This is a genomic window from Luteolibacter arcticus (genome assembly GCF_025950235.1).
Lineage (GTDB): Bacteria > Verrucomicrobiota > Verrucomicrobiia > Verrucomicrobiales > Akkermansiaceae > Haloferula > Haloferula arctica.
In genome coordinates, this window is sequence record NZ_JAPDDT010000008.1 from 208750 (window position 1) to 226341 (window position 17592).

Genomic DNA, 17592 nt, shown 5'->3' on the forward strand with positions numbered 1-17592 from the left:
ATCGGGAGGTCGTGATCGTTAGGAAATTCATTCGCGTGGGGTCAAAACCCAGAGCCCGTGCGGGTTGTGGAAAAGGTCGTCCGGCTCATGTCGTTGATCCTCTTCCAGCGCCAGACGGAAGCTGGGCGAATCGCTGTCAGTGCTGAAGGTGTGACCTGTTGCCAACCGTGGCCGATCGACGATCTGGAAAAGGTTGAATTGATTGATCAGATCGGCAGCGCTGTGGACATCCATTTGACTCGGTACGCTGCACTCGGGAGCGCCGAAGTGGTGCATCCCGCAGGAATAGAAATGCGTTTCATCCCCGACCAGGAGGCACACGCTGCAGTAGAGATCAAACTCCTCACCCGTGAGCAGGTAGGACCAGCGATCCCACTGGTGGGCGACGCCTGAGGACTCGACCTTGATCGCGATCCCGCCGGCACGCCGCACCACGTCCGTGAACTTGATGACTCGTTCCCGTTGCCCGGGAAGATCGATTGGAAAATGAAGATACGCGACGCCGGCGTGTGAATCGATTTCTTGGAGCGTGGCTTCAGAAATCTTGCCCTGCCCTGCCACGCGAAACGCCTCGGACATCCTCGGATCGGAATCCTCATAGGTGAGAAGGACGAAATCTTTCTCCCGGGCGTGGGTGAGGATGCCGCCTGCGAAGATGAACTCGCCGGAAGGTTCGGTCGTGATGATGGCTCCCAAGAACTCCGAGCGGCTAGCCCAGGGCCCGGGAATACAGAGGATCATTTCTTGCTCCATGGGCAGGGTAGGGGTGGGGATTCTTAGAAGAGATCTGCTTTCTGCCCTTGGCCGGCGATCAATGGCGGCACATCGAAGGCCGGTAGCGGCGCGACCAGGTTGGCGGGCAGTGGGAACTGCTTCTCGTAAATGCCGTCGGCCAGTTCGCTTGCCTGTGCATAGGCGTCTTTCATCATCTCGAGCTTGGCATCGAGGTTGTCGACGTGATGGAGCGCGATCGCCTCCGGGGTCCGTGGCAGGGTGGGCGAGCCGAATTGATATTCGCCGTGATGGCTGGCGATCAGGTGGAGCAGGTGCAGGCGCACGCTCTCGGTCGCCGGTTCCAAGGCAAGCCAGCCCTTGGCGGCCGGGCTTTCTGCCACGTCGCGCCACAGCTTGTTGACCAGTTCGATGCCCAGCGGGATGTGGCCTAACATTTCCCCGTGCAGCGAGTAGCCCTGGGCGAAGCCTTTCTCGGCGTATTGGTTTTCCCACAACTTCCCGCAGTCGTGAAATATCACGCCGGTAAGTAGCAGATCGCGATTGAGTTGCGGGTAGGCGGAGCAGACCAGATCGGCGGTGCGCATCATCTGGGCGACGTGCTCGACGAGGCCGCCGCGGCGGGCGTGGTGGTTTTTGCGCGCGGCGGCGGCGCGACGGAATTTCGCGCCCAAGTCATCGATGAAGCGCTTGGCCAAGGCGTGCAGGCGCGGGTCCTTCAGCGAAGCTGCGAAGGTCGTGATGGTGTCCCAGTCGCGGCGTTGCTTCTCCGCGGTGGCGGCGTCGCCGGCGTAGAAGGCCTCGAGCGCGTCACCGGTGAGGCGCTCCCAGGCAATGCTGGAGGCGTTGAGGCCATACTGGTTCTGCGTCCACTCGGCGTCGAGGCGCACCACGGTGCCATCCGGCATGCCTTGCGCGGCTTCGAAGAGCGGCGCGTCCGACCAGGCGTTGAGATTGAAGCTGCCGGTGGCGTCGGCGAAAACGAGAACGAGGTAGGGCTTGCCGCCCTTGGTCTGACGCTGGCTGCGCGACTGCAACTCGCAGTCCACCGCCGCAGCGAGGGGCTGCTCGCCGGCTTGTTCCTTCAAGGCAGAAATCGTGAAAAACGGCACCCCGCGAGCATCGACGGATCGCGGCGGGTGTCACGAACGGAACACGGCTCACGCCGCCACGCAGAGGGCACCTCGCACGGACTCCATGAAAGTCCCGTATTCGAAGGGTTTGCTGAGTACCGCCTGAGCTCCGAGTTGCCGGGCAAGCGGGAGAAAGTCGCCCTCGCCCGACATGATCCCGCCGGACATTGCGATGACCCGGAGGAAGGGATCGACGGCGCGGAGTGCCAGGATGGTCTGGATGCCATCCATCTCCGGCATGATCAGATCGGTGAGCACCAGATCGAAGAGCCGCTCCTTCACGCGCTCCACCGCCTCGCGGCCATTTGCCGCGATTTCCACCTCGAAGCCTTCCGCCAGCAAGGCTTGCCGGAGGACTTGCAAAACTGCGGGCTCATCGTCCACCAGGAGGATTCGGGCGGTTTCCTTTGCGAGCTGAGTGATAGCCATTTGCCGACAGTCTGAGGGAAGGCTGGCAGCATGGTATCACGCCATCGCGGAAGGGCGATTGCTGAAATACTCCGCTGAAATAACTCGTGCCCCGTCACCAATGGTTGCTTGCTTGAATCCGTGATTCATGGTTCCGAATACCTGTTTCATCTCATCGAGATGATTCGAGCGCCATCGCCGCCGGTTCCCGAGTCAGGGTGATGAATCCACCACTCCCCAGCCTTCCAAAGGACATGGCGCGCCATCGCGCTTGGAGAACCGTCGCGGTCTATTGGACCTTCGCGACCCTGTGGATCTTGCTTTCGGATCGCGCGTTGACGCCGCTGCTGCCCCGGCCGGAGTTGATCCTGCAATGGAGCGTGGCGAAGGGACTGACCTTTGTGGCGCTGACCTCGCTGCTGCTGTGGTTCCTGGTGCATCGGTCCTACGCGAAGATTGCAGCCGGGTACCAATCGCTGAGTGCGAGTGAAAGCGAGCAACGCGCATCGGCCGGCCAACTGGACGTGGAGCGGTCCCGTCTGGTAGAAGCGCAACGGGTTGCGGCGATCGGCTGGTGGGAGGCCGACCTGGGCACCGAGGAACTGGTGTGGTCGGATGAGATGCACCGGATCTTCGAGACCGATCCGGCGAGCTTCGTCCCAAGTTTCGAGAGGGTCCTCCAGCGGCTGCCAGATGACGAGCGTGGCCGGGTGGAGCGGATCTTCGCGGAATCGCTGGCGGGCCATGCGCCCGATGCCATCGATCACCCGATCCTGCTGACGGATGGCCGGGTGAAGCACGTGGAAATGCGCTGGAAGATTTTCCGGGATGATGCGGGCAAGCCGTTGCGCCTGTTAGGCACCTGCCGGGATGTCACCGCCCGCCAAGCCGCCGAGCAGGCACTGCGCGAAAGCGAGACCCGCTTCCGGGAGATGGCGGAGAACATCGGCGAGATCTTCTTCAGCTACGATCCCATTCAGGATCGCCTCCTCTATGCGAGCCCGGCGTATGAAGGCATCTGGGGTCGCCGCCGTGATGGTGTCTATGCCGAGCCGACTTCCTACCTGAAGGACGTCATGCCGGAAGATCTGCCCGCTGCGGAAGAGGCATTCCGTCGCCAGCTCGCCGGCGAGAAGACGCAGGTGGACTTCCGCATCCGGAGGCCGGATGGCGAGGTCCGCTGGCTCAGCGAGCAAGCGGTGCCCATCCTCGATGGTGCGGGAGGGGTGGAGCGGATCGTGGGGACCATGCGTGACATCACCGCGGCGAAGCTCGCCGAAGGGCAGCTCGCCGAGCAGGCGGCCCTGCTTGAGAAGGCTCGCGATGCGATCATCGTTCTCGGCTTGGATCACCAGGTGCTCTACTGGAACCATGGGGCGGAACTGCTCTTTGGCTGGACCGGCGCTGAGGTCTCCGGGCGCTCGGTGCGCGAGCTTCTCTATCAGGACGACGCGGCCTTTCTCTCCGCCACCCAGACGGTGCTTGAGCAAGGCGAATGGGCCGGCGAGATCGGCCAGTTCACCCGGACCGGCCAGGCCGTGACCGTGGACGGCCGCTGGACCTTGTTGCTCGACCCCGATGGCAAGCCGCGGTCGATTCTTTCGATCAACACCGACATCACCGGTCGCAAGCAGCTCGAACAACAGTTCCTGCGGGCCCAGCGGATGGAGAGCATCGGGACATTGGCCGGAGGCATCGCCCACGACCTGAACAATGTCCTCGCCCCGGTCATCATGGCCGTGGACTTGCTGAAGCACCGCCTGGCGGATCCCTCCGATCGCGAGATCCTCGAGATCGTCGGCGCGAGCGCCCGCCGGGGTGCCGACATGGTGCAACAGATCCTCTCGTTTGCCCGCGGCATGGAAGGCCGCCGGGTGGAGGTGGAGGTCTGCCGCATCCTCCAGGAGATCGTGCGCATCATCGGCGATACGTTTCCCAAGTCGATCCGCGTCGAGCTGGAGATGGAGGCTGGTCTGCACCCGGTGCATGCCGACCCGACCCAACTACACCAGGTGCTTCTCAACCTCTGCGTGAATGCCCGCGACGCGATGCCGGAGGGCGGTCTGCTCTGTCTGCGCTCCTCCAATTCCAACCATGGCGAGCCGCGCGTCCGCATCGAGGTGGAAGACACCGGCACGGGGATTCCCGCGGGTTTGTTAGGAAAGATCTTCGACCCGTTTTTCACGAGCAAGGAACCGGGCAAGGGCACCGGCCTTGGCCTCTCCACTGCGCTTGCGATCGTCCGTGGCCACGGGGGGGCGCTGGAAGTCGCCAGCGAGCTTGGAAAAGGGACCGTCTTCACGATGCACCTCCCGGCACTGGGACATGCCGGTGCACGGCCGGTCGCCAAGGTAAGTCCCGGACTGCCGCGCGGCCGCGGCGAGACGGTGCTGGTCGTCGATGACGAGGCGTCGATTCGCCATATCACCCGCCAGACCCTGGAGGCCTATGGGTATGAGGTCCTGGATGCCGCTGATGGGGCGGAGGGAATCGCCCTGTTCATCGCCCGGCGCTTCGAGATCGATGTGGTGCTGACGGATATGGCGATGCCACGTCTGGATGGTCACGCGTTGATCCGCGAGCTGCACCGGATCGATCCCGCCGTGCCGGTCATCGGTGTCAGCGGGGTATCAGCGACTCCGCCCTTGGATGAGGAAAACGAGGCGGTGCGATTCCTGCCGAAGCCTTACACGACGGCGGCGCTTCTCTCAGCCCTGAGGCAGATGTTGGACGTGCCGGTGCGGTGAGTCGTTTACAAGCCACGCAACGCCTCTTGAATTTCCCGGTCCGCGCGTTCCTCGATCGCGTTTATGTGGGTTTTGCTGGTCCACGAGGGGAAGAGCGGGTCCTTCGCAAACCAGTAGCGCTCCATGGCGGTCACGACCGCCACGCTCGCCAGCAAGGTGGCCACACCAGCGATCGCCCACGGCAACGCCGCGCGCATCGTCAAGTTCGGCCTCAGAGCGCCGGAGCGCGGGGTGAAGAGATTCATAATGCCCTGCCAGAGAAACCACAACACACCGCACGCCGCCATGCCTGCCACTCCAAGCAACCAGGCGGCGGTTTCGTCGTCATTGAGAGGAAGGTAGCGGATCGCTCCGGCGGAGGGTATCGCCGAACCTGTCAGGGCGGCCGCTCCCCAGCCGGTCCAGGGGAGTGAGACGCCGAGACCGATGAAGCCTCCACGCACGCCCCAGCGCCAGCGCGTCGCTTGCAGCAGCATTACCATGCCGAAGGCGACTCCCGCCACGGGTTGCAATAGCCATACCAGAGCCGTCCATTCCTCGAACTTGGCGTCGCGCATGCCCAGCGGGCTCATCCTGACGATCGCCCACCACCACAGCCAAGGCAGAGCCAGGCCGAGTCCGCCGATCCACCACTGGTCCCGCGGGTGGAGGAGGGGCGTCAGGCCGCGTGCCATCGCCTTCACGACCTTCGACCGCCGGCAAGTTTCGAGTGCGACCAAGCCGGTAAACACCAGGGAAAGTACGACGAGTATCGTACCGAGGATGCGATCGAAATAGCAAAGTTCTGCCGAGCGGGATGGCCGCAGTTCCTCGGCTGTAAGTCCGAGCGGGATCAAGGACTCGGCATCGATCCGGGCTCCCGCCACGCCTTCAAGCTCCGGGGGGATGGCGCCGGATCCTCCCGAATAAATCACATTTGAGATGCCCTTGACGAGGTGCTCCGCTTCGCCTGCTTCGGCCGTCATGCCCAGTTCAACGAAAGCGCCGGAAATCGTGGTCTCCATCCTGGTCACTTGGGAAAGGACGCCCGAGTAGTCGAGTGCGCCGGGAGCCTCGGAACGCAGGATCAGATGAAGCACCAGTTTCCACTCCTCGAAGAATTTCAACAGTCCCGCCTTGTCTCCCGCCGCTACCAGGCGTTCGCAGTGGGTTTTTGCAAGTGATTCGAAGCCGTCGGAAATCGTTCCGGTTGGTGATGATGCCAAATCAGCGAACCCGGTCGAAACGACACTGTCGGAAAGCGACTGGTCGGGCGGAAAGGCATCGAGTTGGCGTCGTTTCAAGGCACGCGAGTGATCGCGATACACCGACTTGGCAGCGGCTTCGGAGAAGCGTTGCAGGGCGCTCTGAAACTCCGGTTCCATGATTGCGACCCCGCCTGGCAGAGAGAAGGTGCTCGTCTGCTTCACCTTCTCCATGTGGGGTGTCACTTGGATTAGCGGCCACAGTGCATTGTCGGCATCGAGCCGGGCAATTGCATCGCTTTCCTCCTGGGCCAGTCCGCTCCATGACGACTCGCGAACCTGGCGTGTCACATGCTCCTGCCACATCGGCAGGTCGTCCGGATTTTTCTGAAGCGCCGACGCGGTTTCCTCTGCCGCGCCTGCCTGCGGATGGAGCCCGAGCGGCAGACCCGGCGCACGCGAGCGGACGTGATGCAAGAGAGGCTCGGGAGGAACCGCTTCACTGCCGAATCCCCCAAAGCGTATTTGGACCGACATCATGCCCGCCTGGCTCATCATGAGTAGCTCGTGCGCCAGCGTCCTCGAAGCGACTGCCGCTCCCCCGGTGATCAAAAGCGCGCCCGCGATCAATGCCGCGCGCCGCAGCCCGTGCTTGGCCGGCTTTGCCTTCTGCAAGCGCTCCAGCGGCTCCGCCAGATCGAGCATTTCATACGGCACGCCAGCGTGGGCGATGCGCGACATCAGTTCGCCCTTCGCCTCCTCCCGCTCGCCGGGAGTGGCTTCGAGCGGTCGCGTCGCCAGATCCAGAAACTGCTCGACGTCGGGGGTCATGGACGCCGGTTCTAGCAGACCCGCCCCCTTCGCAAAGGAATTCCCGGCTCAGCCGAGTTCCCAAGGTTCGGCCAGGGGGGGCTCCTCGGCGGGGGTGCCGGCGCGGGCTTCCTCCAGATGCTTTTCGATGCAACTGAGGATGGTGCCGAACTCGGAGGTCTTGCTGACAAAGGGCAGGCCGCCGGTCTGGGTCTCGCCATCGGGCGTGTCGGGATTCTCCTCAACCAGTGCAGTTAGCATCAGCACGGGGATACTCCGCAATTCGGGATCGGCGCGGAATTGCGCGACCACGTCGCCGCCATCGAGCCCGGGCATGACCACGTCGATGATGCACAGGTCGGGCATGAACTCCTTCGCGGTCCTTAGCGCGCGCGAGGAGTCATTGATGTCTTGGACCTCGAAATTCCCAACTTCCTCCAGATTTGCGCGCAGCAGCGCGGTGAAATCAGGCTCGTCGTCGATGATCAAAATTTTGGTGGTCTCCATGATTGCAGTGGTATCGTAAAGTTCAGAGAGGATCAAGAACTGGCGAGATGCTGACGCAATCCCGGTGCCAATTCATCCGACCTTAAGGGTTACCGAGGCGCGGACGCCGCCCTCGGGGCGGTTTTCGAGTTCGAGGATTCCATTGTGCAGCTCGACAATCTTGCGGCACACCGCGAGACCCAGGCCGGTGCCTTGGCCGGTGGCCTTGGTGGTGAAAAACGGATCGAAGATCTTCGACATGATCGCTTCGTCGATGCCGGTGCCAGTGTCATCGACCTCGATGCGGAGGACATGATCGCCTTCGCGCAGGTGGCTGGCGGTGCGCACGCCTTCGTCCCGCCGCACGCCGCTGAGCACGCGGGCAAAGGCCCGCACCGTGAGGGAGCCGCCTCCCGGCATGGCGTGCATGGCATTGATCATGAGGTTGACCAGCACCTGCTCCATCTTGGTGGAATCCACGCTCACGTGGGGGAGATCGGCCTCGACTTCCTTGAAGAGTTTCACCCGGGCTTGGCGCAGCGGATATTCGACCAAGGCCAGCGAGTCGCCAATGACTTCGGAGATGTCCTTCGGCTCCATCGAGAGCTGGCGTGCCGAGGAGTAATCGACCAAGCCCTTCACGATCTTCTTCGCGCGGTCGATGCCGCGTTTCATCCGCTCGATGGTTTCCTGGCCTTGGGCGTCTTCGGTTGGCACGCGGCGGGCGAGCAATTCGATGCCCATGCCGATCATGGCGAGCGGGTTCTTCACCTCGTGCGCGACGCCCGCGGCGAGGCGTCCGATCGATTCCATCTTTTCCGCCTGGATGAGCTGTTCCTGGGCGCGCTTGAGGTCTTCGTTGGCCTGGAGCAGGTCTTGGTTGAGGATATGCATCGATTGCTCCGCGGCCTTGCGGTCGGTGATGTCGGTGGAAATCGTGCCGATCGACTGGATCTTGCCATTGAGGTCGCGCAGCGGGAATTTCACCGAAACGTAGGTGCGCGGCTCGTTATCGACGTAGAGCTCTTCATCCATTTGGAGCGCGTCGCCTTGCTCGGCCACGAGCAGGTCATGCTTGCGGAATTTGTCGGCAGCGGCCTTGTCGGCGATGAGCTGGTGGTCGGTGAAGCCGAGCACGTCCTTGCGCGGCAGGCCGAAGAGATCCTCGAAGCCGCGGTTGACCATGAGGTAGCGGCCACTGACGTCCTTCATCGAGATGACGGCCGGGCTGTTGTCGATCATCGCCTGCATCCGCTGCTCGGCTTGCAGCACCAGATCCTGGGCACGGCGCTGCTCGGTCACGTCACGGTCCATGCCGACGATGCCCCACATCTTGCCGTCCGCGTCGAAGAGCGGGACCTTGGTGGTGATGAAGTGATGGAGGTCGCCGGGCTTCCATTCGAGGTCCCACTCGCGGTTGATCACACCCGCGCGGTTTTCGATGATGCGGAGGTCTTCCGCTTTCCCCGCCTTCACGACCACTTCCGGGAAATAGTCGGCCGGAGTCTTGCCGATCATTTCCTCGGGGGAGTCCACGCCGACCCACTCCGCCATCGAGCGGTTCACGACCAGATAGCGGCGCTCCAAATCGCGGGCGAAGATCTTGTCGGGGAAGGCGTCGATGAGGGATCGCAGCAGGTAGCGCTCGCGTTCCAGTTCTTGCTTGGCATTGACGAGTTCGCTGACGTCGCTGGACATGCCGAAGGTGCCGATGATGTTTCCCTCGTTGTCGCGGAAAGGCATCTTGTTGGTGAGGACCCAGCCGGTCTTGCCGTCGGGAAATACCTCGCGTTCCAGGAGGCCGGTGATGGCGATTCCGGTGTCGATGATCCGGACTTCGTCAGCGCGGGCCGGATCGGCGTGCTCGCGGCCGAAGAGGTCGTGGTCGGTCTTGCCGATGAGGTCGCGCGGGTGGCCCTTCTTTACGTAGGCCGCCATGCTTTGGTTCACGCGCAGGAAGCGGGACTCGCGGTCCTTGAAGTAGATATTGGCCGGCACATTCGCCATCAGCATCTCGAAGTAGTGGTCGAGCTGGCGGTGCTGTTCGCGGGTCCGGTCGAGTTCTTCCTCAAGCCGGAGGTTGATCCCGGCGAGCCGGTCGGAGGCGCTGGTCGCTTCCGGGATGGTGCGCAGGCGGCCGATCAGCAGGCCGGTGGCCAGCAGCACCACGGCACTCGCCGCGATCCGGGTATTCAGGTCTCCCTTCCCCATCACCAGCCACGAGGTGCCGAGCAGCACGAAGATCCCCGCCAAAATGACCAACGCGCCGGAGCGGCGCATCGGGGTTGGCGGGAGATCGCTTTTCACCACTAACATACGAGCACGCTTTGTGGCTCGTGTAAATGGTGGGGTGAGTTTTGCGGAGTAGCGGAACGACTTCGTCGTTCCGGCGGGGGGCGGACCGCATGGGCTGCGACGCGGCCATTTCCGGAGACGCTCGCCCAGCCTGAACGGCGCATCCGTTCAGCTACGTGGGGGAAAAAAGCCGCTCACTTCGCTGGCGGCAGCGCGAGGATGCGCTTGATCTCTGCGATGGCCTGCGGGTGATGGAAGGAACCGTGGCCGGCCGGGACTTCGAGGGAGGATTCGGCACCGGGCAGGCTGGAGCTGGATGGGGCCACGAACAGGTCGCGCGATCCGCTGATGACGTGGCCGGCGGTGCCGCGAACGAGAGGGAGCGCATCGAAGATCTCCATCGAACGCTGCTTCGGGGAAAGCGCGCCGATGCTGGTGATCTTGCCGCGGGTGAGCTGTTGGTAGTCGGGCTGGAGCATGCCGGGGTTCTTCTTCTCGATCCCGCGGAAGAAGTCCTGGAAGCGGTCGTCCTGCGCGGCCAGCCGCTGGCCGAAGCGGCCGAGCCACGAGTTCGCCCAATTGCTGCCGCGGAAAGGGACGGAGCAGAAAATGATGCGGTCCACGTGAGTACGAGGTTTCCAGTAGAAGGCCTCGTCCAGCGTCCGGCGTTCCTGGCGGGTGACGTCGAGTGACGACAGCGGCCGGGTGAAGACGGCATCCCAGAAGGCTTCGCGCGGGTCGACGGCCAGCGATTTGGCGAGCAGGCCGCCATTGCTATGGGCGATCACCACGCTGCGCTGCATCGCGGGATCGTCGCCCCCGGGATCGAGGAATTTCCTCAGCTCATCGAGTTGGCCGCGCATCACGCGGGCCGAGTAGAGGGCCGGGGCATTGGTCGGGTAGAGATAGTGCCAGATCTGGTAGCGCTTGCGGACGGCGGGATCGGCCCACAGTTCGTTGGTGAGTTCGGCCCAGGCGAGCGGGGTGGAAAAGAGCCCGTGGATGCAGATGAGCGGAGTACGACGCGGATCGTACTCCTCCACCAGCGCGAAGCCGGGCTCGCGTGACGACTGCTTGCGAAGCACCGCCGTGATTCCGGATCGGGCGAGCGGCCGGGCATTCTCCAGCAGTGCGGCCCACGGCACGGTGAAGTCGCCGGCGAGCGCATGAGGCTTGCCGGCGATCGTCGCGGTTTGGGTTTTCAGCCGGTCGTAGAGCCGGATTTCGACGCTGCGCTGGCCGTTTTTCACTGGCCCCGGCACGGCCACGGCAGTGACCGTCCGGGTGATGCCTTCGGGCGGATACCATTTCTCGACCGGTTGCAGGTGACGGTTTTCCCGGTGGCCGATGAGCGGGACGCCGATGCCCTCGACGCGGTGGTGATTCAGTCCCGTGACCTCGTAGCGCGAGGCGGGTTCAAGCTTGTCGAAATAGTTCCGTGGGAAGATGCCCACACCGCCGGGATGGAAGCGGATGAGGTAGCCGTCGATCGCGCTTTCCGATCCGGGCGCGCTTTCCAGCCAGCGGCCGAGCGCGCGCGTGGCGGCGGGATCGCTGGCCCCATCGAAGGCCCGATGCAGATCGTTGCTGGTGGAAGCGGCGGCACGGCGTGGTCTCTCCGAAATGCGCTCCAACCTCGCCGGGGCACAGGCGGCCACGGCGAGGGCGAAGAGGATGACGGGGAGGAGTTGCATGCCTGTTAATGAGGTTGGACGTTCCGTCTACCCGTGTCGACGGAACGTCGACACCCCTTAGGATTTCATTTTCGCGGCGATGCCGGCGACGTGCTTGCCTTGGAAGCGGGCGAGCGAGAGTTCCTTCTCGCTCGGCTGCCGCGAGCCGTCGGCTCCTGCGATGGTGGCCGCGCCGTAGGGGCTGCCGCCGCGGACTTCGCTGATGTCGGTGAGTTCCGGGGCCGAGTAGGGCAGGCCGACGTAGATCATGCCGTGGTGCAGCAGGGTAGGGATGAAGGTGAGGATGGTGGATTCATTGCCGCCGCCGGTGCCGGTGCTGGTGAAGACGCTGCTGACCTTGCCGATGAGCGCGCCTTCCATCCAGAGCTTGCCGGTCTGGTCGAGGAAGTTGCGCATCTGCGCGGCCATGTTGCCGAAGCGGGTGGGCGTGCCGAAGATGATCGCGTCGTAGTTGGCGAGTTCCTTGTGATCGGCGACCGGGGCGGCTTGGTCGAGCTTTGCGCCGTAGGCGGCGGCGACTTCGGGCGGCATGGTTTCCGGCACGCGCTTGAGCGTGACTTCCAGGCCATCGACGGAGCGCGCGCCTTCGGCGACGGCATTCGCCATGGTTTCGATGTGGCCGTAGGTGGAGTAGTAGAGGACGAGGAGCTTGGTCATGACGGTCTTGATTTTGGGATAACGGGACGGAGCGTGACAGAAATCCGGCAGGGCGGGAAATAGCCTCTGCGAAGCCTGAGCATGCAGAGCCCGCATGGGCGACCGGGCACGGGCCGTTCCTGCTCGGGGCAAGCCTCTCCGATGTAGGGCTTCTGAACTTTCGCCTTCGCGGGCACACGCTGTTGGATTTTGCCCGGTTCGAGTGATTCCCAAGGCAACGCATAAAAGTCGGGCGAACTTTCCACGCCGACTAAACGCAGCACCTCCTGCCGAACGTGGCTTAAGTTGATCACGGGTCGTACCCGCGGGCTTTTGAAGCGGGCCTCTCATGCCTGAAGGCTCCAACCAGGACCAGACCTCATGAACCGAAAGAAATTCCCTATACCTCGTTATGGATTCGGTCGTTTGACCGCGATCGCCACCATCACCCTCTGCCTTGCGGCCACCTCCGCCGAGGCGCTGGAGAAGACCTACCGCTTCTACCGTTTTGTGACCATCGGGATGAAGAATGACAACGACACGATTCAACTGGGGGAGTTTACCTTCTCCTTGAACGGGACCGTGTTGAACACGAACGACCGCAACGCAAACAACGTCAATGTCGTGCCCGTAACCATCACCTCGGGAGAACAGGACCCCGAGGGATTCGAGGGCCCTGCGGAGGTGAGTGACGGGGATCTCGAGACGAAGTGGCTGAAATATTTGCCTTTCGGGGAAGCGGAGGCCCTGACCTTCGAGTTTGAGTCGCCGGTGACCATCGATTCATACAACTGGGGCTCCGGGAACGACAGCGTTGACTATTCGCGCAGCCCGGTTTCCTGGCGGTTCGAAGGCAGCAGCGACGGGCTCACTTGGGATGTGCTCGATGTTCGCTTCGATTACCCGATCCAGAACGCCGATCTGACCTACCAGGCTGGATTCAACGTCCGGGATGAGTTTGATCCGGCGATTCTCCACTTTCGTATCGACACCGACACCAGCGCGGGAATCGTCCTCAACGGGAGCCCGGTCGGTCTGGAATGGGAGACTGTTTCCTCGGATGAGGTTTCAATCTCTCCGGCACCCGGTAATGTCGATACGTCCAGCCTTGGTGTGACGGTCAACCCGCCCGCAAACTCCACCGTGGAGTATACGCTGACCGCGGGTCGCACCGGTGTGACGGAAACGGCCAACTCCACCGTGAATGTGCGGACCGTAGTCGGCGGTGAGGCGACCTACCAGTTCGTGCGCTTCACGGCGACGAAACTCGGTAACGGCACCCCGGACGGCTTTGTCCAGCTTGCCGAATTCAGCTTCGTAAACGATGGGTCGCCGGTGTCGGTTTCCTCGGTGTCGAATCCCGGGGGAGACTCGAATGACGGTGAAGGAGTGGAGAACCTCATCGACGGTGACGGCGTTGCAAACAAGTGGCTCGATTTCGAGAATGCCCCGGTGATCTTTGATTTCGGCGAAGCGAAGACCTTCGACGGTTACTCCTTCTACACGGCCAATGACCTGCCGGATCGCGATCCGATCCAATGGACCCTCGAGGGCAGCAATGACGAAACGAACTGGACCCGGATCGAGGATGTCAACTTCGACTACCCCACGCCTCCGCGGAATGTCAGCACGAGGGACATTCCCCTGCCGGGTCCCTCGCTGGTCGCACGGCTGAATTCCTTTACAGGCAGCAGCCAGACCTTGCTTCAGGGCGAGCCGCTGGTGCTCTCGTGGTCGGTCGATGCGGCAGCGACCATCGAGATTGACCAGGGCGTGGGTCCGGTGAGCCCTGGGGAGGGTTCGATCGTGGTGACACCTGCCCCCGCGCTCGGGGACACAACCTATACCCTCACCGCCTCTTCCCTGGGCGGCACCGTCACTGAGACTTTCACGGTCAATGTGATCCCCATGCCGGCGACCACCACCATCGCCTACGATGACTTTATTAGCGCAGGCGACGAGCTCAGCTTGCGCGGCAGCACCAGCATCTCTGGCGATGTCCTGCGGCTTACCCCCGACGAGGGCGGTCAGATGGGCGAGGCCTGGTTCCGCCTGCGCCAGCCGGTGGCGGATGGCTTCGAGGCCACCTTCGGCATGAGCATGAACCAGGATGCGCCGGATGGAAACGTGAGTGCGGATGGACTTGCCTTCGTCATCCAGAACTCTCCGGCCGGCAGCGACTCGAGTAGCAACGGGGAAAATGGCGTGGCCACGAATGCGCTGAACATCAAGTTCAAGAGCTTCGGGTTTGATCCCTTTGAAGCGTCGCAGCTTCAGGTACTCGCGGGAACCACGATCCTGCAGACCCGCTCGATCGACCTGACCCCCGGGACCATGCTTCATGGCTTGCCTGCGGGAGTGGAGGGCGATCCGTACCCCTACACGCTGGGCAGCCCAGCGGGCAAGGCTCCGTATCAGATTCGCATTGTCTATATAGCCGGTACCCCGGGACACCTGGACATTTACTTCAATGGGATCGCGATCGTGCAGAACCTTGACGTGGACCTGGCGGAGATCGGTGCGGTGGATGCGAACGGCGATGCCTTCGTGGGCTTTTCGGCCCGCACCGGTGGCTATGTCCAAAACAATGACATCACCGACTGGAAGATGGCGTACGGCGACTTCTCGGCCCTGCCACCCTTCGGATTGGTGAAGGTGAATTACCGCCGTGACTACTCCGCAGGTCCGGCCGGCGTGCCGGTCCTCGACATTGTGTGGAATGCCGACGGCGAGGTGAATTACGAGCTTGAGTCCTCGCCGGACCTCACTCCGGAATCATGGACGACCCAGAGCTTCCACGACCCGGTGGCCGGCCAGATCGGGGTGCGTCTTCCGATAACCGAACCGCGAATGTTCTACCGCGTGGTGGAAGTGGAATAAGGAGCCCGAAAGAAACGGTCATTCGTCCCGGCCGGTGAGCTTGGCTCGCCGGCCGGATTTTCTTTGTGTCGGGCCGGAGATTCCCGGAGCGGCCCGCAGCCACGCCGCAGCAGGGTAATTTTACAAACGGGGGCCGCCAGTGAAACAATTTGGCAAGGCAGGCGGTAGTTGGTGGGCCATGGTGGCCCGCCCACCCCGCAGCATCCGGGTGCTCCGGTGCCGCCTTGCCTCTCGACATGCGAACAATCGGACGACTACTGATGGGAAGCCTGGCGCTGCTGCCGGGAGGGGGGAGCGCGCAGGTGGATCGCTATGTGGCGTATCCAGCCGCGGAGCAGCCTGCGGAGGGGATTTCGTGGCCGAAGGGGCAGGCGCTGCCGATTTTTGCGGCTCCGGCGGCGATGCTGGATTCCATCGCGGTGCAGGATTTGTCGAAGGACGAGCAGCTGACGTTTTCGGCATTGCAGGGGCAGGTGAACCGCAAGCAGCCGCGGATATTGCTCGTGGATGCGCGGGCGGGCGAGGGGCGGGATACTTGGGCGCGGACTTTGAAGCTCGGTGTCGCCGAGCCGTTCACCCGCGAGACGAAGTGGGAGCTGCTGAAGAAGTATGCGGGCGAGGTATCGGGCGTGGTTCTCTACGATACAGTGAAGAGCCCGCACTACCGGAACGTCGCGGGGACCGCGGCGGGAATTCAGCGTGCGCTGCCGGTGACGCCGCAGGTGATGGCCGACATGAAGGCCCAGGGGATCGAGCTGAAGGTGGTGGAAGATTTGACCGGGCTCGCCTTCACGGATCCGCTGGAAATTTACGGGCACCTGCGGGAGCGCTATTGGCCGAAGTGCGACAAGCGCGTGATCGTGAGTGCCAAGCCGCACGATGATCGCGGTGGTGGCGACTACCACCACACCCGCGACATCGCGGCGGCGGCCGGAGCCGCAGTGGTGTGGCTGGACACGCGGAATGACCGGCAGCGGGAGATGCTGAGATCCTTCTTCCGCGACATGAAGGCGGGGGACGCGATTGCGCTGGGCTGGTATGCCACGGAGCGCACGGGCATTCCTCTGGCTTCGGAGTTTGGCATCGGCACCTTGCCGGCGGATTTCTTCGTCAGTGGCAGTGTTTTCGCGGGCACCAGCCCGAAGATCCAAGTGCCGCCGGTCCCGAAGATGCCCTCGCTGGAAAACAAGGTCTATGTCGCGGTGATGATCAGCGATGGCGACAACATCCAGTACGTCCAACACGCGATGCGCCAGGCCTGGGAAGGCTCGGCGAACGTGCGTGGGAAGGTGCCGCTGAACTGGACCATCGCGCCGGGGCTGGTGGACATCGCACCGGGGATGATGAACTACTACTACTCTAGTGCCACGGCGCAGGACTGCTTCGTGACGGGGCCATCGGGCATGGGCTACCTGATGCCTTACAACACGCTTACCGAGCCGGGAGCGCCGGTGGGGGACAAGCTGACCGATCCCGTGCGGATGGATGGCTATTCGCGGATGACGGAGACGTATCTCCAGCGCTCCGGGCTGCGGGTGGCGACGATTTGGGACGACATGACACCGATGCAGCGCGCGTCTTATGAAAAGCATTGCCGGAACCTCTACGGGGCGACCGTGCAGAACTTCAAGGACGTGCCGGCGGTAGCGGGCGGCGTGACGAACGGGCGGCTGCGCTTCGACAAGCTGGTCATCCCGTATGGCGGCACGTTCGAGCATCTGCATGGGTCGATGACGGAGAAGATCCGCGATTGGGACGGGAAGTCGCCGCTGTTCCTGAGCTATCAGGTGGAGGCTTGGAAGATGCGGCCGGACCGGATCCTGGCCCTGCAAGAGCAGCTCGCGAAGGACTTCCCGGGCAAGGTGAGCTTCGTGCGGGCGGATCACTATTTCAACCTGCAGAACGAGGCGAGCGGGGTGCCTTACAACTTGTGCATGGCACCGGCGACGACGGTGAAGGCGGGCGATGGCGCGGCCGAGGCGGCGATGGACGGAACGCCATCGACGCAGTGGTCCTCGGCGGCGGAGGGCAAGCGCTGGCTGGGTTTTGACTTCGGTGCGCCGAAGGAGGTCCGGCGCTATGTGATCCGCCATGCGGGTGACGGTGGGGCGGATCGTAGCCAGAACACCGCGGGCTTTACGGTGCAGGCGAGTCTTGATGGGAAAACGTGGAAACGAGTCCACAAGGTGACCGGCAACCGGCATAACGTGAATGATGTCGATTTGACGCCGGTGAGGGCGCGCTATTTCAAGGTGACGATCGACGATGCGGGTGCGGATAGCACGGGGCGGATCGGCGAGGTGGAGATTTTCGGGAGGGAGTAGGGCAGCCTTTGGGAACTCCGAAGGGGGCAATTCCTCAAGCTCGCCCAACGGGCGGGGCACTTCGGCGAGCCGGTGGCATGAGGTGGGGCCTTTGTGCTGCTTCTATCCTCTCCCAATATATCGGGCCTTCAGCCCTCCCAATCATCGCCCACGGCGAACCCCGCCCGTTGGGCGGGGCTGAGGGATTGCGCCCCGTTGGGGCTTGGAGGCAAGGAGAGGGATGGCGTCCCATCGGGGTTGGAGGCGAAGAGAGGGATGGCGGC

General features: G+C 63.1%; 11 protein-coding genes. 3 read left to right on the forward strand and 8 right to left on the reverse strand.

The annotated features are described in order from the left end of the window. Positions 1–27 precede the first annotated feature (27 nt). The 3 genes from OKA05_RS18230 to OKA05_RS18240 all read right to left on the reverse strand — a co-directional run bounded on the left by OKA05_RS18230 (position 28) and on the right by OKA05_RS18240 (position 2294). The gene (locus OKA05_RS18230; protein ID WP_264488613.1) at positions 28–753 is read right to left on the reverse strand and encodes a hypothetical protein; all 726 of its coding nucleotides are present in this window, start codon (positions 751–753) and stop codon (positions 28–30) included. Between the two features lie 23 nt (positions 754–776). Continuing rightward, positions 777–1820: an HD domain-containing protein gene (locus OKA05_RS18235; RefSeq protein WP_264488614.1), complete on the reverse strand. Its 1044-nt coding sequence runs from the start codon at positions 1818–1820 to the stop codon at positions 777–779. Positions 1821–1892: 72 nt separating this feature from the next. Continuing rightward, positions 1893–2294, reverse strand: a complete 402-nt coding sequence (locus OKA05_RS18240; RefSeq protein ID WP_264488615.1) for a response regulator — start codon at positions 2292–2294, stop codon at positions 1893–1895. Positions 2295–2494: 200 nt separating this feature from the next. Between OKA05_RS18240 and OKA05_RS18245 the strand changes: the two genes are divergently transcribed. After that, on the forward strand, positions 2495–5020 hold the full coding sequence (locus tag OKA05_RS18245; protein WP_264488616.1) for a PAS domain-containing hybrid sensor histidine kinase/response regulator: 2526 nt from the start codon (positions 2495–2497) through the stop codon (positions 5018–5020). Between the two features lie 5 nt (positions 5021–5025). Here the strand turns inward: OKA05_RS18245 and OKA05_RS18250 are convergent, their stop codons facing one another. From OKA05_RS18250 to wrbA, 5 genes are all read right to left on the reverse strand, one after another. Beyond that, positions 5026–7035 carry a hypothetical protein gene (locus OKA05_RS18250; RefSeq protein ID WP_264488617.1) on the reverse strand — a complete coding sequence of 670 codons (2010 nt, stop codon included), beginning with the start codon at positions 7033–7035 and terminating at the stop codon, positions 5026–5028. A gap of 48 nt (positions 7036–7083) precedes the next feature. Further along, a complete protein-coding gene (locus tag OKA05_RS18255) occupies positions 7084–7521 on the reverse strand; it encodes a response regulator (RefSeq protein ID WP_264488618.1) in 438 nt (145 codons plus the stop codon). 72 nt (positions 7522–7593) lie between these two features. Beyond that, a complete protein-coding gene (locus tag OKA05_RS18260; protein ID WP_264488619.1) occupies positions 7594–9807 on the reverse strand; it encodes a PAS domain-containing sensor histidine kinase in 2214 nt (737 codons plus the stop codon). 182 nt (positions 9808–9989) lie between these two features. Then, complete coding sequence (locus OKA05_RS18265; RefSeq protein WP_264488620.1) at positions 9990–11489, reverse strand: lipase family alpha/beta hydrolase; 1500 nt, start codon at positions 11487–11489, stop codon at positions 9990–9992. Positions 11490–11546: 57 nt separating this feature from the next. Next, positions 11547–12146, reverse strand: a complete 600-nt coding sequence (gene wrbA / locus OKA05_RS18270) for an NAD(P)H:quinone oxidoreductase (protein ID WP_264488621.1) — start codon at positions 12144–12146, stop codon at positions 11547–11549. A 360-nt stretch (positions 12147–12506) separates the two neighbouring features. On the opposite strand from wrbA, the gene OKA05_RS18275 reads away from it, so the two are divergent. Together OKA05_RS18275 and OKA05_RS18280 are read left to right on the forward strand one after the other, a co-directional pair. Then, positions 12507–15005: a lectin-like domain-containing protein gene (locus OKA05_RS18275; protein ID WP_264488622.1), complete on the forward strand. Its 2499-nt coding sequence runs from the start codon at positions 12507–12509 to the stop codon at positions 15003–15005. A 236-nt stretch (positions 15006–15241) separates the two neighbouring features. Further along, positions 15242–17329 carry a discoidin domain-containing protein gene (locus tag OKA05_RS18280; RefSeq protein ID WP_264488623.1) on the forward strand — a complete coding sequence of 696 codons (2088 nt, stop codon included), beginning with the start codon at positions 15242–15244 and terminating at the stop codon, positions 17327–17329. The last annotated feature ends 263 nt before the right edge of the window (positions 17330–17592 follow it).